Genomic DNA, 21007 nt, shown 5'->3' on the forward strand with positions numbered 1-21007 from the left:
TACGGACCACCTCTCTTGCGTGAACAACACCGCGACATTGGTGTGAGAAAAGCGACGAATCGGACAAGTGAGCACGCGCAGGACCCCGCCGTCCCACCAGGGGACGGCCGGGTTGACCCGGCCGGGGAAGACGACCCCCCGGCCGGGCCGCGGAGAGAGGGCCCCGCTATGGACTAGCGGGATCCCTCCCCCCTCGCCTGACCCGCGCTCAGGCGTCGGTGGGCGCGGGGCGACCGGCCGGCCCCTGGCGGTTGTAGTCCGCCACGAACGCTTCGCGCTCGGAGTCGCTCATCTCGTTGAGGATGACGTTGGGGCTCGCCAGGTGCGGCATCCGCCGCATGTGGTCGAGCGTCCACATCTTCTTCGGGTCGAGATCCAGGTGCGGCTGGGCGGTCAGGGTCTTGCCGTCGTCACGGACGAAGCCCATGTCCTGGATGACGTCCGCCCAGTTCCAGCCGTGGTAGAGCGTCTCCCACTCACGGTGACCGACGAGCTTGCCCATGTTCGGGGTCTCGCGACCCTGGTACACGGGACGGAACGCCTCGGCGTCGGTCCAGCGGCAGACCTCGTGGCAGTACGTCCGCCACTGACCGTCCACCTTGTCGACGACCATGTCCTCGCGGACCAGACACGGGACCATGCAGGTCCAGCACCGGTGCGGGTACACGTAGTCGACGTCCTCGGCGACGATCGCGTGGTGACCGTTCGGCTTGGCGAGCCGGTTGTAGTTCTCCCACCACTTGCCGTACCGGTCGTACCAGCCCGGGTACTTGTACTCGAACCACTCGAAGTCGGTGTCCGTCATGCCGTCGATCCGCCAGTAGTTGGCGCACCAGCCGGTGGCGAAGAACTGCGCGACCTCGTGGACGTAGCCCTTGTTCCAGATCTGGTTCCAGGACTCCTCGACCAGGTCGTGCGGGATGACGAGGCCGTACTTCTCCAGCGGCAGCAGGTACGAACGGTAGTAGTCGTCGTAGATCCAGCGACGCCACATCTCCGCGTAGGACTCGCGGTCCTTGCGGCGGTCCTTCGTGCCGTACTCGATGAAGGTACCGATGGCCGCGTCGACCACCCGGTGGTTGTTCCACCAGGCGTACCGCAGGTCACGCTCGAGCAGCTGGCGGTTGTCCTCGTCGGACAGCGCCATCAGCAGGGTCGCGTAGCCGTTGGAGATGTGCCGCGACTCGTCGGACTGCACCGAGTGGAAGACCGTCGGCAACAGGTAGTCACCGTTGGCCGCGGCCTCCGCCGGCATCGCCACGAACAGGGTGTTCGTGAACGCGGTCTCGGCGACGATCGTCAGGTAGATCGACGCCGCGGTGATCGCGTCACCGGTGATGAACCCCTCGGCGAACTGGCGGCCGATGGTGCCGCAGTAGTCCGACTGGAAGTTCCGCAGCGAGTTGTTGAAGCCCGCCGGGTCGATGTAGTTGTTCATGTACAGGCGCTTGAGGTTCTGCTGGATCGTGCTGTGCCGAACCTCGTCGATCATCTGGATCGCCTGGCCGTTGTGCAGCTCCGGGTTCGGAACCACATGGAACAGCATCGGCATCGACCGCGCCGCCGAGATCTCCGGCAACGGGATGATCGACAGGAAGAGCTTCTGCCACTCCAGCCAGCGCTCCTGCACCTGCCGGAACATGTTGCCGCGGATGGCACCGTCCTGGGCGCCGTAGACGCGGTGGTCCTTCTCCTCCTCCATCGGGAAGTAGGACCGGAGGACCTGCTTGAGCGGGTCCTTCTTCGCGGCCTTCCGGAAGGTGTAGTCGGTTCCGTACTTCATGTACGGCTCGTGGTACTGCGGCTCCCAGGACAGCTCCTGGATCTTCTGGTGAGCCTTTGCCAAGCTCTGCCGACTCACGTCGTCTCCTCACGGTGGTGGGTGGTGGTCGGATTCGGTCCAACCGGTCGTGCGTCGTTCGCGGCGGTCGCCGGTGCATGCGCCCCGCGGGTCCCCGGGGTCCTCCCCGGAGAGAGCGCCTGTCGTACGGGTCCGCCTCGCCCGACCGCCGGACCACGGGGCGAGCGCGGGTGCCCCGGGTGGAGATCGGTCGCGGGACCAGCGGCCTCCGGCGGCGCGAGTGGATCCCGCGGCTCCGATGCCGTTCATCCCGTGCTGCGAATCACACCGGCTCGGCAGGCGGTCTGAGGTCTCAATATGAGACGCTGCGAAGCGGTCACGTCTGGTGATCTTGCTCTCACGGCGCGTACCGTCGTCGTCACACCTTCTTCCGGAGCAGGTCACCGCTGCTCAGCCGTCGGTTGCGGGGTGTGGTTCCCGATCACGACGCAGGGCGAGGAGGCCACCCGTGACATCCCTGCCCGATGGTGCGCAGGGCGGTACCGGATCGGTGCGGACGACCGGCACGCACAGCCCCGGCGGCGACCCCTCGACGGATCTCCTGACGGCGGAGCGGGTGGCGGCGGCCCGGGAGGCCTTCCTGCACCGCGACACCGTGTCGCCGGATGCGGTCCGCGCCCCGATCCTCGCGTCCTGGATCCGGTCCCGCGACATGGACGTCCCGGCCGACTCGATCGATCTCGCCGAGCTGGAGTGCGAGACCGACGGGCCGCTGGCCAGGGCCGCGACGCCGATCGTGGCCGAGCTCGCCGACCAGTTCACCACCGAGCCGGTCAGCCTGATCCTGTGCGACCACGACGGCGTCGTACTGGACCGCCGCACCGGCGACTCAGCGCTGCGCCAGCACCTCGACCGGGTGTGGCTGGCACCGGGCTTCTCGTACGCCGAGCGCCACGTCGGCACCAACGGGATCGGCACCGCCCTGGAGGGGCGCCGGCCGACCGAGGTCTTCGGGCACGAGCACTTCGTCGAGCACCTGGAGGACCTGGCCTGCGCCGGGGCACCGATCCGGCACCCGGTGACCGGGAAGATCCTCGGCGTGGTCGACCTGACCTGCTGGCGGAATGAGGCCAACGCACTGATGATGGCGACCGCCGCCACCACCGCCCGCCGGATCGAGGAGGCGCTGCTGGCCGCCTCCGGCCGGCACGAGCTGACCCTGCTGCACGACTACCTCGCCGCGGTGCAGCGGGCCGGCAACACCGCGGTCCTCGCGGTCGGCGACGACCTGGTGATGATGAACGACCGGGCCCGCGAGCTCATCGCGCCCGCCGACCAGGTCCCGCTGCTCGCCGGGGCCACCGAGGCGCTGCGCTCCGGGCGCAGCCGCCAGCTCGTCGTCGACCTGCCCAGCGGCGCGACCGCCCGGGTGCAGTGCCGGCCGAGCTGGGTCGACACCGCCTCGTCGGGCGGGGTGCTGCAGGTGACGCTGACCCACCGGGAGGTGCCCGGCCCGCGCGCCACGCACCCGACGATCACCACCGCCCTGCCCACCGCGGTCGGCTCCGGCGCGCTGTGGACGAAGTGCGCCCAGTCGGTCGACCGGCACCTGCGCAAGAACGAGTGGGTGGTGCTGGAGGGCGAACCGGGTTCGGGCCGGACCACCCTGGCCCGGGCCACCCACCACCTGCACTCCCCCGCCGGGCACGTGCGGGTGCTGGACGCGGCTGACTTCTCACCGCGCTGGCTGGCCGAGGTCACCGACGAACTGGCCGGCGGCAGCGGCACGCTGGTGCTCCGCGAGGTCGACACGCTCCCGCCGGCCGCCGCGACCGCGCTGACCGAGGCGCTGGAGCCGCAGCGCGAGTCCACCGACCACGAGCGCCCCTGGGTGGTCGCCACCCGCGGCCCGGCGCCCGACGGCGGCACCGACAGCCCGGAGCTGACCGCACTGCTCGGCGCCTTCCCGCGGACCATCGAGGTCCCGCCGCTGCGCCACCACGTGGAGGACGTCGCCGAGCTCGTCCCGTACCTGCTGGCCCGGCTGACCCGCGGGGCCGACCTGACCTGCTCGCCGGAGGCGCTGCGGGTGCTGATGCGCAACCGGTGGCCGGGCAACGTCGACCAGCTCTACCAGGTCCTGCGCAAGGTCGTCGCCCGCCGCCGCACCGGGGTGATCCGGGTCGAGGACCTGCCGCCGGAGACCAGGGCGCTGACCCGCCGGGTGCTGACGCCGCTGGAGTCGATCGAGTGCGACGCCATCGTCGACGCGCTGCTCGACGCCGACGGCAACAAGGCCGAGGCGGCCCGGCGGCTCGGGATGAGCCGGGCCACGATCTACCGCAAGATCCGCGGCTACGGGATCGCGATGCCCGAGGGCGTGTCGGCCTCCGGGTAGCCTGCGCGGTATGTCCGATCCGGCCCGGCGCAACCCGCTCGTGCGGGCGCTGACGTTCCCGGCGGGCACCCCGCCGCCGCTGCTGCTGATGGTCCTGCTCAGCAGCACGATGGTCGGGGTGTTCTTCGTGCCGCTGACCCTGCCCGCGGGGACGCCGGTCTGGGTCCGGTCGCTCGTCGGGATGCTGGTGGTGTTCGGGCTGATGGTGGCGACCGCGGCGCTGCTCCGGCGGGCCGTGGCCCGCGGCCGGGAACGGGGGCGCGCCTCGTGAGCGGGGCCGGCACGTCCGGGACCGGCTCCGCGCTCGGCCGGATCTTCGGCCTGCCCGACGAGGTGCCCGGCTGGCAGCGGGTGCTCGTCGGCATCGGCTCGGCCGTGCTGGTGCTGGTCGCGGTGGTGGCGCTGGCCCCGGCCGGGACCCCCGCCTGGGCGTACGCCCTGGTCGGCTGGCTCGGCGTCCTCGGGCTGGGCGCCGCGGCCTCGGCACTGCTGCGCCGCTTCCATCCGGCGGTGCGCCGGGCGGACGACGACCGCACCGGCTGACCTCCCGGTGGGTGCGCGATCCGGGATGTTGATCTACCGTCGCTCCGCATGGAACCGGACACCCCGTCGCCGTGGCCGGACTCCGCCTTTCCCGCGGCCCCCTATCCCGGCGTCCGCCCGGGCGTCTCGTTCGTCCACGACGACGGCCTGACCCACCCGGTCACCGCCGATCCCGGCGCGCCGTCCGGCCGGCTCGTCGCCGGTCGCTGCCTCGACGGGTGGCTCGCCGAGCGGGGCGCGGCCCCGCTGGCCGGGCGGGTCCCGGTGCTGGCCTACGGATCGAACGCGAACCCGTCGAAGATCAGCTGGATGCGGGCGCACCGCGGGCTCACCGGGCCGGTCGTCGCGCTGCGGGTCCGGGCGGAGGGACTGGCCGCGGTGTGGTCGGCCGGCCGCCGGGTGGTGGACGACCAGCGTCCGGCCACCCTCGCCGCGGTCCCCGGCGCCGTGGTGGAGCACGTCGTCTGGCTGGCCGCACCGGAGCAGTTCAGCGCGCTCGACGCCGTCGAGGGACGGTCCGCCGAGCCGCCCCGCTACCGGCTGGCCCGGATCGCCACCGGCTCGGTCACCGTCCCCGGGACCGGGGAGGTGCTGGACCGGCCCTTCGCCTACGTCGCCCCCGAGCGGCCCACCGGCGACCCGCGCACCGACCGGCGCCCGCTGCTGGTCGACGGCGGCCCGGTGCGGTGCGCGCAGCTCGGCCAGGCCGGGGCGGCGGCGCTGACCGGCGAGCCGGGCGCCGACGGACTGGACGCCGGCACGGTGACCGGCCGGCCCGAGCCGGACGCCTGGCCGTCCCGGGTGTTCGTCTACGGATCGCTGATGCCCGGTCAGCGCGCCTGGCCGCTGGCCCGCGAGCACGCCGACCCGCACGTGCTGCCGCGGCCCGCGTTCCTGCCGGCCGGCAGCGTCGCCGACACCGGGCACGGCTATCCGGCGCTGAGCCTGGACGGCGGCACCGGGGTGCCCGGCTACGTCGTCGAGCTCGCCGATCCGGTGACCGCGCTGCCGGCGCTGGACGGTTACGAGGGACCGGAGTACGAGCGGATCCGGGTGGTGCTCGACGACGGCGCCGTCTGCTGGGCGTGGCTGTGGACGGCCGCCCGGGACGGGCACGTGCCGCTGCCCGGCGGCTGGGCGGCACTGCGCTGAACCGGCGCCGGGCCCGCCCCCGGCCTGCGGGGACGGGCCCGGCCCGGTGCCGACGGACAGCTCAGGCGCGTGCCCGGGCGGCCTGCTTCGCCTCGTGTTCGGCGAGCCCCGGCAGCTCCCGGCCGCTCAGCGACGCCCCCTTCGTCTCGATCACGAAGTAGAGCGCGACCAGCCCGACGAGCGAGGCGCCCATCATGAAGTAGGCCGGGATCAGCAGGTCCCCGGTGGACTCCACGAGCGCCTCGCTGGCGACCGGCGCCCAGCCGCCGAAGATCGCCGTCGCCACGTTGTAGGAGATCGCCATCCCGGCGAACCGGACGTGCGTCGGGAACATCGCCGGGAACGTTGCCGAGATGGTGCCCAGCTGCAGCGCGTAGACCAGGCCCAGCACGGTGAACCCGACCACCGCCCAGCCGAAGCTGACGCCCATCAGCATGTACATCGGGATCGCCAGGACGAACACGCCGGTCATCGAGATCAGCCAGCAGGGTTTGCGCCCGATCCGGTCGGACAGCGATCCCGCCATCGGGATGAAGACCATCATCAGCGCGCCGCCGAGCACGCCGACCAGGGTGGCGTCGTCGGCGTTCATCCCGATCGTGCCCTGCAGGTAGGTCGGCATGTAGGTGAGCAGCACGTAGTTGGTCACGTTCAGCGCGATGACCAGGCCGAAGAGGGTGACGATCGGCTTGCGGTAGTCGACCAGCAGGCGCTTGAGCGCCCCGGTGGCCGCCGTCTCGGCCTGCCCGCTCTCCTCCAGCTCGCGGAACACCGGGGTGTCCTCGAGCTTGCTCCGGATGTAGAGCCCGATCAGTGCCAGTGGCAGCGCCAGCAGGAACGGGATCCGCCAGCCCCAGCTGGTCATCGCGTCGTCGCCGATCGCGGCGGTCAGGCCGAAGACGACCAGTGCGGCCAGGGTGAGGCCGGCCATCGTGCCGAACTCCAGGAAGCTGCCCCAGAAGCCGCGCTTGCGGTCCGGGGAGTACTCCGCCATGAACGTCGCGGCGCCGCCGTACTCGCCGCCGGTGGAGAAGCCCTGCACCACCCGCAGCAGGATCAGCAGGATCGGCGCGAGCACGCCGATCGTCTCGAAGGTCGGCAGGATGCCGATCAGGAAGGTGGCGACACCCATCAGGATGATGGTCATCGCGAGGACCTTCTGCCGGCCGATCCGGTCGCCCAGCGGCCCCCACACGATCCCGCCGAGCGGGCGCAGCACGAACGACACGGCGAGCCCGAGGAGCGCGAACAGCCGCTCGTAGTCACCCGGGAAGAAGTTCGAACCGATGATCACCGCGATGTATCCGTAGACGCCGTAGTCGTACCATTCGGTGGCATTTCCGATCGCCGAGGCGGCGACCGCCCGGCGCAGGATCGACGGCTCCACCTCACCGTGTGTGCCCTGCTGACCGGGGTCGGCCGGAACCGAGGACATTCGATACACCCCCAATACCGAAATACGTTCCGCAACTCGGGGACATATTTCGTTACACAATCGACATATTCTCGGACATTGCGCGGCCGGGAGCTTACAGAGCGAAATCCGGAACTGCTACTCCGCGCAACGATCACGCCCGGCCGGCCCGGGGGCGGCCGGTGTAGCGTCCCCGGTGTGCTGGCGATCGACGGGCTCGCCAAGCGGTTCGGCACCGCGACGGCCCTGCAGGACGTGACGTTCGAGGTACGGCCCGGGGAGCTGTTCGGCTTCGTCGGCGGCAACGGCGCCGGCAAGACCACCACGATGCGGATCGTGCTCGGCGTGCTCGACGCGGACGCCGGATCGGTGTCGTGGCAGGGCTCACCGGTGGACGCGGAGGTCCGCCGCCGGATCGGCTACCTGCCGGAGGAGCGCGGCCTCTACCCGAAGATGCGGGTCGTCGAGCAGCTCGTCTACCTGGCCCGGCTGCACGGCGTGCCGCGGGCGGCCGCGGTCGCCGCCGCCGAGCACTGGACCGGGCGGCTCGGCCTCGCCCGGCGCCGCGGCGACGAGGTCCAGAAGCTCTCGCTGGGCAACCAGCAGCGGGTGCAGCTGTGCGCCGCGCTGGTGCACGACCCGGACGTCCTGGTGCTCGACGAGCCGTTCTCCGGGCTGGACCCGGCCGCCGTCGACACGATGAGCGACGTGCTGCGCGAGCAGGCGGCGGCCGGCACCCCGGTGATCTTCTCCTCGCACCAGCTGGAGCTGGTGGAGCGGCTCTGCGACCGGGTCGGGATCATCTCCGCCGGCCGGATGGTCGCGGTCGGCTCGGTCCGCGAGCTGCGCTCCGGCGGTGGCGACCGCTACGACGTGACCGGGCCGCCGCCCGGCTGGGCGGACGGGCTGCCCGGCGTGACGGTGCTGGAGAGCGCGGGCGACCGGACCCGAGTCGAGCTCGCCCCCGGCGCCGACGACCAGGAGCTGCTCTCCGCCGCGCTGGCCGCCGGGCCGGTGCGCGCGTTCGGGCCGTACCTGCCGCCGCTGACCGAGCTGTACCGCGACGCCGTCGCCGACCGGGTCCCCGGCGGTGCCGCCGCATGACCGGACCGGCCGCCACGATCGCCCTGGTCGCCCGCCGGGAGATCACCACCCAGGTCCGCTCGCGGACCTTCCTCGTCGGGCTGCTGCTGATGCTGCTCGTGTTCGGCGGCTACGGCGCGGTCTTCGCGTTCGTCGGCAGCCAGACCTCGGAGTCGTCGCTGGTGGTGCAGGGGCAGGCCGCCGAGCTGCGGGCGGACCTGCAGGCCGGCGCCGACCGGCGGGGCATGCAGCTGCGGCTCACCGAGGCCGGTGACCGGGCCACCGGGGAGTCGATGGTCCGCTCCGGCGAGGCCGACGCGATGCTCACCGGCGGGCCGGGCAGCCACCAGCTCGTCGGCCGCGACGACGTCGGCGCCGGACTGCGCGCACTGGTGACCGAGGTCGTCGAGCAGCGGATGGTGAACGACGCGCTGACCGCGGCCGGTGCCGATCCGGCGCAGGTCACGGCGCTGTCCGCGGTCGGCGTCCGCACCCTGGAGCCGGTGGACGACGAGCGCGGCCAGCGGATCGGCATCGCGCTGGCGGTGACCCTGCTGCTGTTCTTCTCGGTCACCGCCTACGGCGCCGCCGTGTCGCAGGGCGTGGTGGAGGAGAAGTCCAGCCGGGTCGTCGAGGTGCTGCTCGCCACCGTCCGGCCCGGCCACCTGCTCGCCGGGAAGGTGCTCGGGCTGGGCCTGGTCGGCCTGCTGCAGCTGCTGATCCTGGGCGGGATCGGGACGACGATCGCGCTCGCCACCGGCGTGCTCGCGGTGCCCGCGCTGCTGGTCGGGATGCTGCCGTCGATCCTCGCCTGGTACCTGGTCGGCTTCTTCCTCTTCGCGACGCTGTACGCGGCGGCCGGCGCGCTGGTGTCCCGGCAGGAGGAGCTCCAGTCGGTGACGGCCCCGATCGCGGTGCCGCTGCTGCTGCCGTTCCTGCTCGCGGTCGCGATCCTGCCGACCGACCCGCGGAACATGGTCGCGACGGTGCTGTCGTTCGTGCCGTTCTTCTCCCAGACGCTGATGCCGGCCCGGACCGCGCTGGGCGTGACCGCCTGGTGGGAGCCGCTGGTCGCGCTGCTGATCGCGCTGGCGGCGCTGGCCGGGATGGTGGCCCTCGCCGCGCGGGTCTACCGGAACTCGATCCTGCGGACCGGCGCCCGGGTGACCTGGCGGGAGGCGCTGCGGGTCACCCCCGGGCGTTCTTGACGAGCTCGTAGCGGTCCAGCGCGTCCTGCCGCTCGGCGCGGTGGTCCACCATCGGCTCCGGGTAGCCGTCCGGGATGCCGCCGGGCAGCTTCCACGGCTGGTGCACCGCCTTCCCGGCGATCCCGGCCAGCTCCGGCACCCAGTGCCGCACGTAGTCGCCGTCCGGGTCGAAGCGCTCCCCCTGGGTGATCGGGTTGAAGATCCGGAAGTACGGCGAGGCGTCCGTCCCGGAGCCGGCCGTCCACTGCCAACCGTGCTGGTTGGACGCCAGGTCGCCGTCCACCAGCAGCGTCATGAAGTGCCGGGCGCCCCACCACCACGGCAGGTGCAGGTCCTTCAGCAGGAACGACGCGACGACCATCCGCAGCCGGTTGTGCATCCAGGCGGTGGCGCGCAGCTGGCGCATCCCGGCGTCGACGATCGGGAACCCGGTTCGGCCCTCGCGCCAGCGGTCGAAGTCGGCGTCGGCGGCCGTGCCGGTGCGCAGCGGCAGGTGGTCGAAGGCGGTGTCGTAGTTGCCCCGGGCCGAGTCCGGGCGCCGGTACAGCACGTCGGCGTAGAACTCGCGCCAGGCGATCTCGGTCCGGTAGGTCGACACCGAGTCGCCACGCCGCCGCCCGAGATCGGCGAGCAGCGTGCGCGGGTGCACGCAGCCGTACTTCAGGTACGGCGACATGCCCGACGTGCCGGCCTTCGCCGGGACGTCGCGGTCCGGCCCGTAGCGCTGCACGGCGTCGTCGAGGAACTCCGCCCAGCGCGCCAGCGCGGCGCGCTCCCCCGGCTCCGGCAGCTCGGCGTCGCACGGTTCGTCGTCCGGGATACGGACCGCGCGCGGCCCGCCGTCCTTGTCCGCCGGGTCCAGCCAGGTCACGCTGGAGGCGTCGGTGGCGGCCGGGGCCCGCCAGCCGTGGTCGGCCCAGGCCCGGCTGAACGGGGTGAACACCTTGAACGACCCGCCGGTGCCCTTCTCCACCCGGCCGGGCGCGACCGCGTACGGCGAGCCGGTGCGCACCAGCTCGGCGCCGCCGTCGGCGAGCGCCGTCGCCACCCGCTCGTCCCGCTCGCGGCCGTAGGGCCCGAAGTCGGCGGCGACGTGCACCGTCGTCGCGCCGACCGCGCCCGCCACCCGCGGCACGACCTCCGCCGGGTCGCCCCGGACGATCAGCAGCCGCCCGCCGAGCGCCTCGTCGAGCTCGCGCAGGCAGCCGTACAGGAAGTTGACCCGGGCCGCGCCGGAGGGTGCCAGCAGCGCCGGGTCGAGCACGAACAGCGCCAACGCGCGATCGGCCGCGTCCGCGGCGGCGAGGAACGTGGGCTGGTCGGCGACCCGCAGGTCGCGCCGGAACCAGACGACAGCAGTGCTCGGCGCCATGCCGGTCGACGCTAGCGCTGCTGCGGCCGCCGCGCGCGGCGACGACCACAGTCGCACCGGATCCCGCACCCGGTCACCCCACCGAGATGCGGATGAGCGGGCATTGTCGATCACCCACGCCCCGTGAGCTGCATCTCGGCGAGCCACGGGGTGCGACGCGGGACGCGGCTCGGACCCGAAGGACCGGCACACCTCATCCCGGGCACGCGAACCGCCCCGCCGGAACCCGGCGGGGCCGTTCGAGCGGCGTCGCTACGCCGTCAGCGGCTGCCGACCGGGACGTAGAGCCGCTCCGCCGAGCCGGTGTACAGCTGGCGCGGGCGGCCGATCTTGTTCTGCGGGTCGCTCATCATCTCGCGCCAGTGCGCGATCCAGCCCGGGAGCCGGCCGAGCGCGAACAGGACGGTGAACATCTTGGTCGGGAAGCCCATCGCCCGGTAGATGACGCCGGTGTAGAAGTCGACGTTCGGGTAGAGCTTGCGCTCGACGAAGTAGTCGTCGGCGAGCGCCTTCTCCTCCAGCGACATGGCGATGTCGAGCAGCGGGTCGTTGACGCCGAGCTTCTTCAGGATCGTCTCGGCCTGCTCCTTGACGATCTTGGCGCGCGGGTCGTAGTTCTTGTAGACCCGGTGCCCGAAGCCCATCAGCTTCGCGCCCTGCTCCTTGTTCTTCACCCGGCTCACGAAGTCGTCGACGTTGCCGCCCTCGACGTCCTTGATCCGGGTCAGCATCTCCAGCACGGCCTGGTTGGCGCCACCGTGCAGCGGGCCGAACAGCGCGTTCACCCCGGCCGAGATGGAGGCGAACAGGTTCGCCTGGCTGGAGCCGACCAACCGCACCGTCGACGTCGAGCAGTTCTGCTCGTGGTCGGCGTGCAGGATCAGCAGGGTGTCCAGCGCCCGGGCCATGTCCGGGTCGACCTCGTACGGCTCGGCCGGGAAGCCGAACGTCATCCGCAGGAAGTTCTCCACCAGGCCCAGCGAGTTGTCCGGGTAGAGGAACGGCTGGCCGACCGACTTCTTGTAGGCGTAGGCGGCGATCGTGAAGACCTTCGCCATCAGCCGGACCGTGGAGAGCTCGACGGCCTCCTCGTCGTGCGGGTCGAGGCTGTCCTGGTAGAACGTCGACAGCGCGCTGACCGCCGAGGACAGCACCGGCATCGGGTGCGCGTCCCGCGGGAAGCCCTCGAAGAAGCGCTTCAGGTCCTCGTGCAGCAGGGTGTGCCTGCTGATCCGGGTGGTGAACGCGTCCAGCTTCTGCCGGGACGGCAGCTCGCCGTAGATGAGCAGGTAGCTGACCTCGAGGAACGTCGAGTTGGTCGCCAGCTGGTCGATGGGGTATCCGCGGTAGCGGAGGATGCCGGCGTCACCGTCGATGTAGGTGATCGCCGAGGCACAGGCGGCGGTGCTCGTGAAACCCGGATCGAAGGTGACCAGACCGGTCTTGCCAAGGAGCTTGCTGACGTCGACGGCCTGCGACCCCTCCGTCGGGGTGTGCACCGCCATCTCGAACTCGCCGCCGGAATGCTTGAGGACGGCGGAGTCGGAGCGGGCGGCGGTCTCGTCGGACATGTGGAGGTTCCCTCTCACAGCTGGGTCATATGGGTTCAGCCGCACACGCTAGCCCGCCTCGCCGGATCCGCAGAACGCGGCGACGAGGGTCACCCCGAATCGCGCCCGGCGACCGGCGCGCGGTACCGCCAGAACTCCGGGAACCGGGCCACCACGACGAAGGTGCCGACGATGACCGCGATCCCGCCGACGACGGCGCTCGTCCCCGGCCCGATCGCGTCCGCCGAGGCGCCGTGCCACATGTCCGCGAGCCGCGGACCACCCGCGACGACCACGATGAACACGCCCTGCATGCGGCCGCGCATCTCGTCGGTGGCGACGGTCTGCAGCATCGACGACCGGTACACCGAGCTGACCAGGTCGCCCGCCCCGGCGACGGCGAGGGCGAGCACCGCGAGGAACAGCGAGCCGGTGAGACCGAACAGGACGATTCCACCGCCCCACACGCAGATGGCGACGACGACGGCGACGCCCTGCCGTTGCACCCGCTGCAGCCAGCCGGACAGCACCCCGCCGACGACCATCCCGATCGGGATCGCGGCGAACAGCAGGCCCAGCGCGAAGCCGCCGCCGGGCGGGTCGCCGAAGGTCCGCTCGGCCATCTCCGGGAACATCACCCGCGGCATGCCGAAGCCCATCGCGATCACGTCGACCAGGAACGAGACCAGCAGGATCCGGTGCATGCCGACGTAGCGGAAGCCGTCGACGACGGCCCGGGACCCGACCTTGGGCCGCGGCCCGCCCGCCGCCTGCGCCGAGCTGGGCAGCGACGGCAGCCGCCAGGTCGCCCACAGCGTCGCCAGCAGCGCGATCGCGTCCAGCAGGTACAGCATCGGCAGCCCGATGATCGGGATCAGGATGCCGGCGAGCAGCGGGCCGAGCACCGCGCCGATCTGCACGACGGTCATGTTCAGCGCGTTCGCGGCGGGCAGCTGCTCGGCGGGCAGCAGCCGCGGGATGACGGCGCTGCGGGTCGGCTGGTTCATCGCGAGCATCGCCGACTGGACGGCGAACAGCACCAGCACCACCCAGACGTCGCCGACCCCGCTCGCCGAGACCACCCAGAGTGCGAGCGAGGTCAGCGCGATCCCGGAGCCGGTGAACAGCAGCATCACCCGGCGGTCGACGGCGTCGGCGATCGCGCCACCCCACAGCCCGAACACGATCAGCGGGACCAGTCCGAACAGCCCGGTCAGTCCGACGTAGGCCGACGACCCGGTCATCTGGTAGATCTGCGTCGGGACGGCGACCACGGCGAGCTGGGCGCCGATGACGGTGACGATCCCGGCCGTCCACAGCCTGCGGTAGGCGGGCGTGCGCAGCGGCGTGGTGTCGGCGAACGCGGACCGCAGCGCGCCGGTGAACCGCCCGCCGCCCCGCACCCGGCGGGTCGGCGCGTCGGCGGAGCCCCCGTTGACGACCGGGCGGGTGGGCGAATCCCGGTCCCCGCCCGGCACCGGCTGCGTCGGCCCGTCGCCGGGGTCGTTGCGCTTGCTCACGGGACCACGTCTACACGGGGTCCTCCGCGGCGCGCCTCGGGGTTCCCCTTACGGGGCGAGCCTGCGGACCGACCAGCGGTCGTCCCGGCCGACGTCGAACCGGAGCCGGTCGTGCATCCGGTCGGTACGGCCCTGCCAGAACTCGACCTGCCACGGCACGATCCGCCAGCCGCCCCAGTGCGGGGGCCGGGGGATCCGCTCGACGTCGTCGAACCGGGCGGTCACCCCGGCCAGCGCCTGGTCGAGCACGTTGCGGCCGGCCACCACGGTCGACTGGGCGGACGCCCACGCCCCGAGCTGCGAGCCGCGCGGCCGGGTCGCCCAGTAGGCGTCGGACTGGGCCTCCGAGCAGCGCTCGACCCGCCCGGCGAGCTGGACCTGGCGGTGCATCGGGTACCAGGGGAACGTGACGGAGGCGACCCGGGTGCGGTTCAGGTCGTGGCTCTTCGCGGACGTGTAGTTGGTGTAGAAGACGATGCCGCCCGAGTCGAGGCCCTTGCACAGCACGGTCCGCGACGCCGGCGTCCCCTCCGGGTCGGCGGTGGCGAGGACCATCGCGTTCGGCTCGGCCAGGCCGGCCTCCCGGGCCTCCTCCAGCCACGCGGCGAGCTGCTCGTGCCAGGTCGGGGCGAGATCGGGCACGTCGAACGGCCGGCCGGCGTAGTCGCTCCGCATCCTCTCCAGTTCGGGCGCGTCCGTCATGGGTCCCCTTCCCGTCGTGCACCCCCGCCGGGTGTCGCAGGGCCGACCGTAGGCGGCAGGTGGTCGCCGGTGCACCCGCCGAACGGCGTGTTCCCCGGCGCGCCGGGCCCGTGACCGATCACACCGGTGCCGCCCGTTGCCGACGCGCGCCCTGCCGGAGAGGGTGACCGGCGAGGCCCGAGCCGAAGGAGACCCGGTGACCGTGACCGAACCGTCCCACGACGTACCTGCGCCACCTCCCGGATTCCGGTCCGGTCTCGAGGGGCACGTCGCGTTCCGCACCGAGATCGCCGAGCCGGACAAGGACGGCGGCTCGCTGCGCTACCGCGGGGTCGACCTGGAGGACCTGGCGGGCATCGTCACCTTCGGCGACGTATGGGCGCTGCTGGTGGACGGCCGGTTCGGCCAGGGCCTGCCGCCCGCCGAGCCGTTCCCGATCCCGGTGCACACCGGTGACGTGCGGGTGGACGTGCAGGCGGCGCTGGCGATGCTCGCGCCGTACTGGGGCTACCGCCCGCTGCTCGACATCGACGACGCCACGGCCCGCGACAACCTGGCCCGCGCCTCGGTGATGGCGCTGTCCTACGTGGCCCAGTCGGCCCGCGGGATCGGCGTGCCGGCCGTCCCGCAGTCCCGGATCGACGAGTGCTCGACGATCACCGAGCGGTTCATGACCCGCTGGCGCGGCGAGCCGGACCCGCGGCACGTCGCCGCCGTCGACGCCTACTGGGTGTCCGCCGCCGAGCACGGCATGAACGCCTCCACCTTCACCGCCCGGGTGATCGCCTCCACCGGTGCCGACGCCGCGGCGTCGCTGTCCGGTGCGATCGGCGCCATGTCCGGCCCGCTGCACGGCGGCGCGCCGGCCCGGGTGCTGCCGATGATCGACGAGGTGGAGCGGACCGGGGACCCGGCGGCGCTGGTCACCGGGCTGCTGGACCGCAAGGAGAAGCTGATGGGCTTCGGGCACCGGGTGTACCGGGCCGAGGACCCGCGGGCCAGGGTGCTCCGGCGCGCCTGCCAGGAGCTGGGCGCGCCCCGGTTCGAGGCGGCCGCCGAGCTGGAGCGGACCGCGCTGTCGATCCTGCGGGAACGACGCCCGGACCGCCCGATCGAGACCAACGTCGAGTTCTGGGCCGCCGTCATCCTCGACTTCGCCGAGGTGCCGCCGCACATGATGCCCGCGATGTTCACCTCGGCGCGGACGGCGGGCTGGTCGGCGCACGTGCTGGAGCAGAAGCGCGAGGGCAAGCTGGTGCGGCCGTCCGCACAGTACATCGGTCCCGGCGCGCGGCACCCGAGCGAGGTCGAGGGCTGGGACGGCGTCGTCGTGCGCTGACCCGCGCCGTCACCCGCCCTGGGCGGCCTCCAGGTCGAGACGCTCGCGCCGGATCCGCTGGCCCTGGTGCAGCAGGCCGACGACACCGGGTGCGGCTGCCAGCGCGAGCGTCACCACCAGGGTGCTCGCGCACCCGGTCCCCACGACGACGGCGGTCATCCCGGCCCCGGCGACCGCCAGGCCGATGCCGAGGAACATCATCGGCAGCATCACCACCAGCCCGACGACCATGATCAGCAGCCCGGCGAGCAGCTTGACGCCGAAGAACCGCCACCACGAGCCGCGGACCAGCTCCACCGAGCGCCACAGCGCGTCCCGGAGGCCGAGCCGCTCGACGACGATCACCGCGGTCGCCGGGTAGAGCAGCACGCCGAGCCAGGTGAGCAGCAGGTAGGCGGCGAGCACGATCAGCACCGCGACGGCAACGGCCACGCCGCCCGCGCCGGCCAGCGGCACGGCGACGCCGACCAGCAGCAGGAGCGGGACGAGGCCGAGCACGGTCAGCCCGACCTGCAGGCCGTAGAGGCCGGGCAGCTGCGGCCGGGTCGTGGCCCAGGCCTGCGCGAGCGTCGTCGGGCGGCCGGGCACAGCGGGCCGCAGCGCGGACAGCACCATGCCCACCATCGGCGGGAAGACCGCGGCGTGGAGCAGGGTCGGCGGGATCGACGGCATCAGCGACCCGGTGAAGACCTCGGTCAGGCCCTGACCGGGCTCCGGCGTCGTCGCGCCGGAGCGCTGGAGGCCGAACGGCGTCGCGCCCACCACCAGCGCGACGACGAACGCCGGGCCGAGCACGACGGGCGGGCTCCGGCGGGCCAGCCGGACCACGCCGGCGACGATCTCGACGGCGTCCAGCGGGCGCAGCGGGACGATCCCGGGCGGATCCTGGGTCATGCGCGCTCCTGCGGTCGGCACCGGGCGCCGGGGCCGGCGCCGCGGCCACGGCGGGCCGCGACGGCGATCGTCGCCGGGCCGGGAGCCGCACCTCCGCACCGGGGCGGCGCGCCCTGCCCCGCACGGGCGGCGCTCCCCGTCGGGTCAGGCCGCGACGGCCGCCCGGCGCCGGATCGCGATCGACAGCACCGCCGCCATCAGGCACAACACCGCCCCGCCGTACCAGGCGGCGTCGTACCCGCCCAGCACGTCGCGCACCAGCCCGGCGGCGAGCGCCGCGACGGCCGCGCCCACCTGGTGCGCGGCGAAGATCCACCCGAACACCACGGCCGAGCGGGCGCCGAACTCGGCCCGGGCCAGCGCCATCGTCGGCGGCACCGTGGCCACCCAGTCCAGGCCGTAGAACACGACGAAGGCGAGCATGCTGGCGTTCAGGTCGGTCCCGAACAGCGCGGGCAGCGCGAACAGCGACACCCCGCGCAGCGTGTAGTAGGCGGCCAGCAGCACCCGCGGATCGAACCGGTCGGTCAGCCAGCCGGAGAAGACGGTCCCGACCAGGTCGAACACGCCGACGACGGCGAGCAGCGACGCGGCCGTCGTCGCGGGCATCCCGTGGTCGTGCGCGGCCGGGACGAAATGCGCCTGGACCAGGCCCGCGGTCGTCGCACCGCAGATGAAGAAGCCGGCGAACAGCAACCAGAACGTCCGGTTCCCGGACGCCTCGACGAGCGAGCGCAGCGCGAGCGCGGCGGCGCCGGTGCGCTGCGCGGGGACCGCGTCGGCCTCGGTGCCGCCGTACGGGGGCAGCCCGAGATCAGCCGGCCGGTCGCGCAGGAACAGCAGTACGACCGGTACGACGGCGAGCGCCGCGACCGCCGTGACCAGCGCCGCCGGCCGCCAGCCCGCCGACTCGACGATCATCGCGACCAGCGGCAGGAACACCAGCTGCCCGGTCGCCGACGCCGCGGTGAGGATCCCGGACACCAGGCCGCGGCGGGCGACGAACCACCGGTTCACCACGGTCGCGACCAGCGCGAGGGCCATCGAGCCGGTACCCAGCCCGACGATCACGCCCCACAGCAGCACCAGCTGCCACACCTGCGTCATGAACACGGTGCTGCCCGCGCCGGCCGCGACGAGCAGCAGCGCGACGGTCACCACCCGGCGCACCCCGAAGCGTTCCATCAGCGCCGCCGCGAACGGCGCCGTCACCCCGAACAGCGCGAGGTTCACCGCGATCGCGAACGAGATCGCCCCGATCGACCAGCCGAACTCGGCGTGCAGCGGCTCGACCAGCACCCCCGGCGTCGACCGGAACCCGGCCGCGCCGAGCAGCGCGAGGAACGTCGCCCCGGCGACCCACCAGGCCGGGTGCACCCGGCGTGCCCGTCCCGCCGCGCGCGGGGGTGCCTCCGTCATGGAGATCAGACTGCGCGGTGCCGCCCGCCCGGGACAGTGGCCGATCGGACGACATGTGCAAAAATCCGGCCATGGCCGTCCCACCGCACCGGGTCGGGGTGCTCGCCGTCGACGGGGTGATCACCTTCGAGCTGGCGATCCCGGAACGCATCCTCGGCACCACCACCGGCACCGACGGCACCCCGCTCTACGACGTGCGGGTCGGCTCCGTCGACGGCGGCCCGGTCCGCACGAGCTCGGGCTACCGGCTGCTCCCCGAGCACGGCCCCGAGGTGCTGGCGGACGCGCAGACCCTGGTCGTCCCGGCGATCGCCGGGCCGCACTCGCCCGGCCCGGCCGGTGGCCCGGAGCAGGAGACGGACCGCCGGGTGCTCGACCTGCTGCACCGGGTCGCCGGCCGGGCGCGGATCGTCGGGATCTGCACCGGCGCCTTCGTCCTCGCCGAGGCCGGCCTGCTCGACGGCCGCCCGGCGACGACGCACTGGGCGCACGCGAACCGGCTCCGGCGCCGGTTCCCGCAGGTGCGGCTCGATCCGGACGTCCTGTTCGTCGACGACGGCGACCTGCTCACCTCGGCCGGCGTCGCCGCCGGGATCGACCTGTGCCTGCACCTGGTGCGCCGCGACCACGGGGTGGAGATCGCCGCCACCACCGCCCGGCGCAACGTGGTCGCGCCGTGGCGGGAGGGCGGGCAGGCCCAGTTCGTCGAGACCCGGATGCCGGAGGGGTCCGGCACCGACACCGCGGCGGTGCGCCGCTGGGCGGTCGAGCACCTGGACCGCTCCCCCGGCGTCGACGAGCTCGCCGCACGCGCGTCGATGAGCGTGCGCACCTTCACCCGCCGGTTCCGCGCCGAGACCGGCACCAGCCCGGGCCGCTGGCTCGCCGCGCAGCGGCTGGACCGGGTACGGCGGCTGCTGGAGACCACCGACCTGCCGGTCGAGCAGATCGCCGCGTGCACCGGCTTCGGCACGACCGCCGCGCTGCGGCACCGGTTGCACGCCGAGATCGGGATGGCCCCGCTGGCGTACCGGCGCGCGCACCGGCCCCCGCGCGCGGGCTGAGCGTCCGGGTGTGGCCCGGCGCACCGTCGCCGCTGCGGGGCCGCACGGTGCTGCGACACTGGCAGCGTGACCTCTCCTGCCGACCTGAAGATCCCTGTCGATCTCCTGCCGTCGGACGGCCGCTTCGGATGCGGTCCGTCCAAGGTGCGCCCGGAGCAGCTCTCCGCGCTGGCCGCGACCGGCGACTCCCTGATGGGCACCTCGCACCGGCAGAAGCCGGTGAAGAACCTGGTGGGACGCGTGCGGGCCGGGCTCACCGAACTCTTCTCGCTGCCCGAGGGCTACCAGGTCGTCCTCGGCAACGGCGGGTCCACCGCGTTCTGGGACGCGGCCGCCTTCGGCCTGGTCCGCCGCCGCTCGCTGCACCTGACCTACGGCGAGTTCTCGCAGAAGTTCGCCGACACCACGACCGGGGCGCCGTTCCTGGCCGATCCGGTGGTCGTCTCGACCGAGCCGGGCACCGCGCCCGCTCCGGTCAGCGACCCGTCGGTCGACGCGATCGCCTGGGCGCACAACGAGACCTCGACCGGCGTCGCGGTGCCGGTGCAGCGGCCCGCCGACGCGACCGACGACCAGCTCGTGCTCATCGACGCGACCTCGGGCGCCGGCGGCCTGCCGGTCGACGTCGCGCAGTCGGATGTCTACTACTTCGCGCCGCAGAAGGGCTTCGCCTCCGACGGCGGTCTGTTCATCGCCCTGATGAGCCCGCGCGCCCTGGACCGGGTCGCCGAGCTGAAGTCGGCCGGCGACCGGTGGATCCCGCCGTTCCTGTCGCTGGCCACCGCCGTCGACAACTCCGGCAAGGACCAGACGTACAACACCCCGGCGGTCGCCACCCTGTTCCTGCTCGCCGAGCAGATCGACTGGCTGGGCGGCCTCGGCGGGCTGGACGGCGCCGTGGCGCGCACCCGCGACTCATCCGGTCGGCTGTACTCGTGGGCCGAGAACAGCGCGTTCGCGACGCCGTTCGTGACCGACCCGGCGCACCGCAGCCAGGTGGTCGGCACGATCGACTTCGACGACGCGGTGGACGCCGCCGCGGTCGCCGCCGCGCTGCGGGCCAACGGGATCGTCGACACCGAGCCGTACCGCAAGCTGGGCCGCAACCAGCTCCGGATCGGCATGTTCCCGGCGGTCGAGCCGGCCGACGTGTCGGCGCTGACCGCGAGCATCGACTGGGTCGTGGAGCAGCTCGGCACCTGAGCAGCGCAGCTCCTGCGCCGCCCGGCTGCCGGACGGCTCCGCACCTGAGCAGCCCGGCTCCCGGGCGGTCCGGCTCCTGCTCATCGCCCGGGCTCGTCCCGGGCAGCTCGACCTCCGGGCCGTCCGCCCTCCGGACAGCACCCGCCGGCCGGGTCCCGCAACCTGCGGGGCCCGGCCGTCGTGCGTCCGGTACCGGTGGGCCCGGTCGGGGTTGCCTCGCCGCGGCGTCCGTTGCCCGATCGATAGACACTCGTTGTAGTCACAGGAGTAACATCCGCCCCACTTGCATCGTGTGTCACGCGTCATGGAAGCCTGGGCACGGTGAGTGAGACCGTCTCGCAGATC

The 21007-nt window shown here is 73.2% G+C and carries 17 protein-coding genes; 9 read left to right on the forward strand and 8 right to left on the reverse strand.

Annotated features, from left to right (window positions below):
* Positions 1 to 208: 208 nt before the first annotated feature.
* Positions 209 to 1846 (reverse strand): ferritin family protein, encoded by a 1638-nt coding sequence (locus tag ACVJO7_RS22760; RefSeq protein ID WP_358487093.1) that lies wholly within the window; start codon positions 1844 to 1846, stop codon positions 209 to 211.
* Positions 1847 to 2309: 463 nt separating this feature from the next.
* Between ACVJO7_RS22760 and ACVJO7_RS22765 the strand changes: the two genes are divergently transcribed.
* The 4 genes from ACVJO7_RS22765 to ACVJO7_RS22780 are packed head-to-tail and all read left to right on the forward strand — an operon-like array spanning position 2310 to position 5894.
* Positions 2310 to 4199, forward strand: coding sequence for a sigma-54-dependent Fis family transcriptional regulator (locus ACVJO7_RS22765; protein ID WP_491674552.1), 1890 nt, complete (start codon positions 2310 to 2312; stop codon positions 4197 to 4199).
* A 10-nt stretch (positions 4200 to 4209) separates the two neighbouring features.
* Positions 4210 to 4470, forward strand: coding sequence for a hypothetical protein (locus ACVJO7_RS22770; protein ID WP_491674553.1), 261 nt, complete (start codon positions 4210 to 4212; stop codon positions 4468 to 4470).
* Complete coding sequence (locus ACVJO7_RS22775) at positions 4467 to 4742, forward strand: hypothetical protein (RefSeq protein WP_491674554.1); 276 nt, start codon at positions 4467 to 4469, stop codon at positions 4740 to 4742. The genes ACVJO7_RS22770 and ACVJO7_RS22775 overlap by 4 nt, the downstream gene beginning before the upstream one ends.
* A gap of 48 nt (positions 4743 to 4790) precedes the next feature.
* Positions 4791 to 5894, forward strand: a complete 1104-nt coding sequence (locus tag ACVJO7_RS22780; protein WP_491674555.1) for a gamma-glutamylcyclotransferase family protein — start codon at positions 4791 to 4793, stop codon at positions 5892 to 5894.
* 61 nt (positions 5895 to 5955) lie between these two features.
* Here the strand turns inward: ACVJO7_RS22780 and ACVJO7_RS22785 are convergent, their stop codons facing one another.
* Complete coding sequence (locus tag ACVJO7_RS22785) at positions 5956 to 7329, reverse strand: MFS transporter (protein WP_491674556.1); 1374 nt, start codon at positions 7327 to 7329, stop codon at positions 5956 to 5958.
* 177 nt (positions 7330 to 7506) lie between these two features.
* Between ACVJO7_RS22785 and ACVJO7_RS22790 the strand changes: the two genes are divergently transcribed.
* Both ACVJO7_RS22790 and ACVJO7_RS22795 read left to right on the forward strand, forming a co-directional pair.
* Positions 7507 to 8412, forward strand: coding sequence for an ABC transporter ATP-binding protein (locus ACVJO7_RS22790; RefSeq protein WP_491674557.1), 906 nt, complete (start codon positions 7507 to 7509; stop codon positions 8410 to 8412).
* On the forward strand, positions 8409 to 9599 hold the full coding sequence (locus ACVJO7_RS22795; protein ID WP_491674558.1) for an ABC transporter permease: 1191 nt from the start codon (positions 8409 to 8411) through the stop codon (positions 9597 to 9599). Before ACVJO7_RS22790 ends, ACVJO7_RS22795 begins: the two co-directional genes overlap by 4 nt.
* Here the strand turns inward: ACVJO7_RS22795 and ACVJO7_RS22800 are convergent.
* From ACVJO7_RS22800 to pdxH, 4 genes are all read right to left on the reverse strand, one after another.
* Positions 9580 to 10971: a cryptochrome/photolyase family protein gene (locus tag ACVJO7_RS22800; RefSeq protein ID WP_491674559.1), complete on the reverse strand. Its 1392-nt coding sequence runs from the start codon at positions 10969 to 10971 to the stop codon at positions 9580 to 9582. The genes ACVJO7_RS22795 and ACVJO7_RS22800 overlap by 20 nt on opposite strands.
* 260 nt (positions 10972 to 11231) lie before the next feature.
* Entirely contained in the window at positions 11232 to 12542 is a 1311-nt protein-coding gene (locus ACVJO7_RS22805; protein WP_344018314.1) for a citrate synthase, read from the reverse strand.
* 89 nt (positions 12543 to 12631) lie between these two features.
* Positions 12632 to 14041, reverse strand: coding sequence for an MFS transporter (locus tag ACVJO7_RS22810; RefSeq protein WP_491674560.1), 1410 nt, complete (start codon positions 14039 to 14041; stop codon positions 12632 to 12634).
* Positions 14042 to 14089: 48 nt separating this feature from the next.
* The gene (pdxH, locus tag ACVJO7_RS22815) at positions 14090 to 14743 is read right to left on the reverse strand and encodes a pyridoxamine 5'-phosphate oxidase (RefSeq protein WP_425563574.1); all 654 of its coding nucleotides are present in this window, start codon (positions 14741 to 14743) and stop codon (positions 14090 to 14092) included.
* A gap of 196 nt (positions 14744 to 14939) precedes the next feature.
* On the opposite strand from pdxH, the gene ACVJO7_RS22820 reads away from it, so the two are divergent.
* Positions 14940 to 16082: a citrate synthase 2 gene (locus ACVJO7_RS22820; RefSeq protein ID WP_491674561.1), complete on the forward strand. Its 1143-nt coding sequence runs from the start codon at positions 14940 to 14942 to the stop codon at positions 16080 to 16082.
* Positions 16083 to 16091: 9 nt separating this feature from the next.
* On the opposite strand, the gene ACVJO7_RS22825 is transcribed toward ACVJO7_RS22820, so the two are convergent.
* Entirely contained in the window at positions 16092 to 16976 is an 885-nt protein-coding gene (locus tag ACVJO7_RS22825; RefSeq protein WP_491674562.1) for a hypothetical protein, read from the reverse strand.
* Between the two features lie 144 nt (positions 16977 to 17120).
* Positions 17121 to 18395, reverse strand: coding sequence for an MFS transporter (locus tag ACVJO7_RS22830; RefSeq protein WP_491674563.1), 1275 nt, complete (start codon positions 18393 to 18395; stop codon positions 17121 to 17123).
* Between the two features lie 71 nt (positions 18396 to 18466).
* Between ACVJO7_RS22830 and ACVJO7_RS22835 the strand changes: the two genes are divergently transcribed.
* Together ACVJO7_RS22835 and serC are read left to right on the forward strand one after the other, a co-directional pair.
* A complete protein-coding gene (locus ACVJO7_RS22835) occupies positions 18467 to 19459 on the forward strand; it encodes a GlxA family transcriptional regulator (protein ID WP_491674564.1) in 993 nt (330 codons plus the stop codon).
* Between the two features lie 66 nt (positions 19460 to 19525).
* Complete coding sequence (gene serC, locus ACVJO7_RS22840; RefSeq protein WP_344018330.1) at positions 19526 to 20662, forward strand: phosphoserine transaminase; 1137 nt, start codon at positions 19526 to 19528, stop codon at positions 20660 to 20662.
* Positions 20663 to 21007 lie beyond the last annotated feature (345 nt).

Source organism: Pseudonocardia sp. DxW, from assembly GCF_058448985.1.

What these genes read in the sequence shown, in the direction of transcription:
- ACVJO7_RS22800 (WP_491674559.1), bottom strand. Translation starts at nt 10,971, where the DNA reads ATGGCGCCGAGCACTGCTGTCGTCTGGTTCCGGCGCGACCTGCGGGTC.
- ACVJO7_RS22805 (WP_344018314.1), bottom strand. Translation starts at nt 12,542, where the DNA reads ATGTCCGACGAGACCGCCGCCCGCTCCGACTCCGCCGTCCTCAAGCAT.
- ACVJO7_RS22780 (WP_491674555.1), top strand. Translation starts at nt 4,791, where the DNA reads ATGGAACCGGACACCCCGTCGCCGTGGCCGGACTCCGCCTTTCCCGCG.
- ACVJO7_RS22795 (WP_491674558.1), top strand. Translation starts at nt 8,409, where the DNA reads ATGACCGGACCGGCCGCCACGATCGCCCTGGTCGCCCGCCGGGAGATC.
- ACVJO7_RS22830 (WP_491674563.1), bottom strand. Translation starts at nt 18,395, where the DNA reads ATGACGGAGGCACCCCCGCGCGCGGCGGGACGGGCACGCCGGGTGCAC.
- ACVJO7_RS22785 (WP_491674556.1), bottom strand. Translation starts at nt 7,329, where the DNA reads ATGTCCTCGGTTCCGGCCGACCCCGGTCAGCAGGGCACACACGGTGAG.
- ACVJO7_RS22770 (WP_491674553.1), top strand. Translation starts at nt 4,210, where the DNA reads ATGTCCGATCCGGCCCGGCGCAACCCGCTCGTGCGGGCGCTGACGTTC.
- ACVJO7_RS22835 (WP_491674564.1), top strand. Translation starts at nt 18,467, where the DNA reads ATGGCCGTCCCACCGCACCGGGTCGGGGTGCTCGCCGTCGACGGGGTG.
- ACVJO7_RS22825 (WP_491674562.1), bottom strand. Translation starts at nt 16,976, where the DNA reads ATGACCCAGGATCCGCCCGGGATCGTCCCGCTGCGCCCGCTGGACGCC.
- pdxH (WP_425563574.1), bottom strand. Translation starts at nt 14,743, where the DNA reads ATGACGGACGCGCCCGAACTGGAGAGGATGCGGAGCGACTACGCCGGC.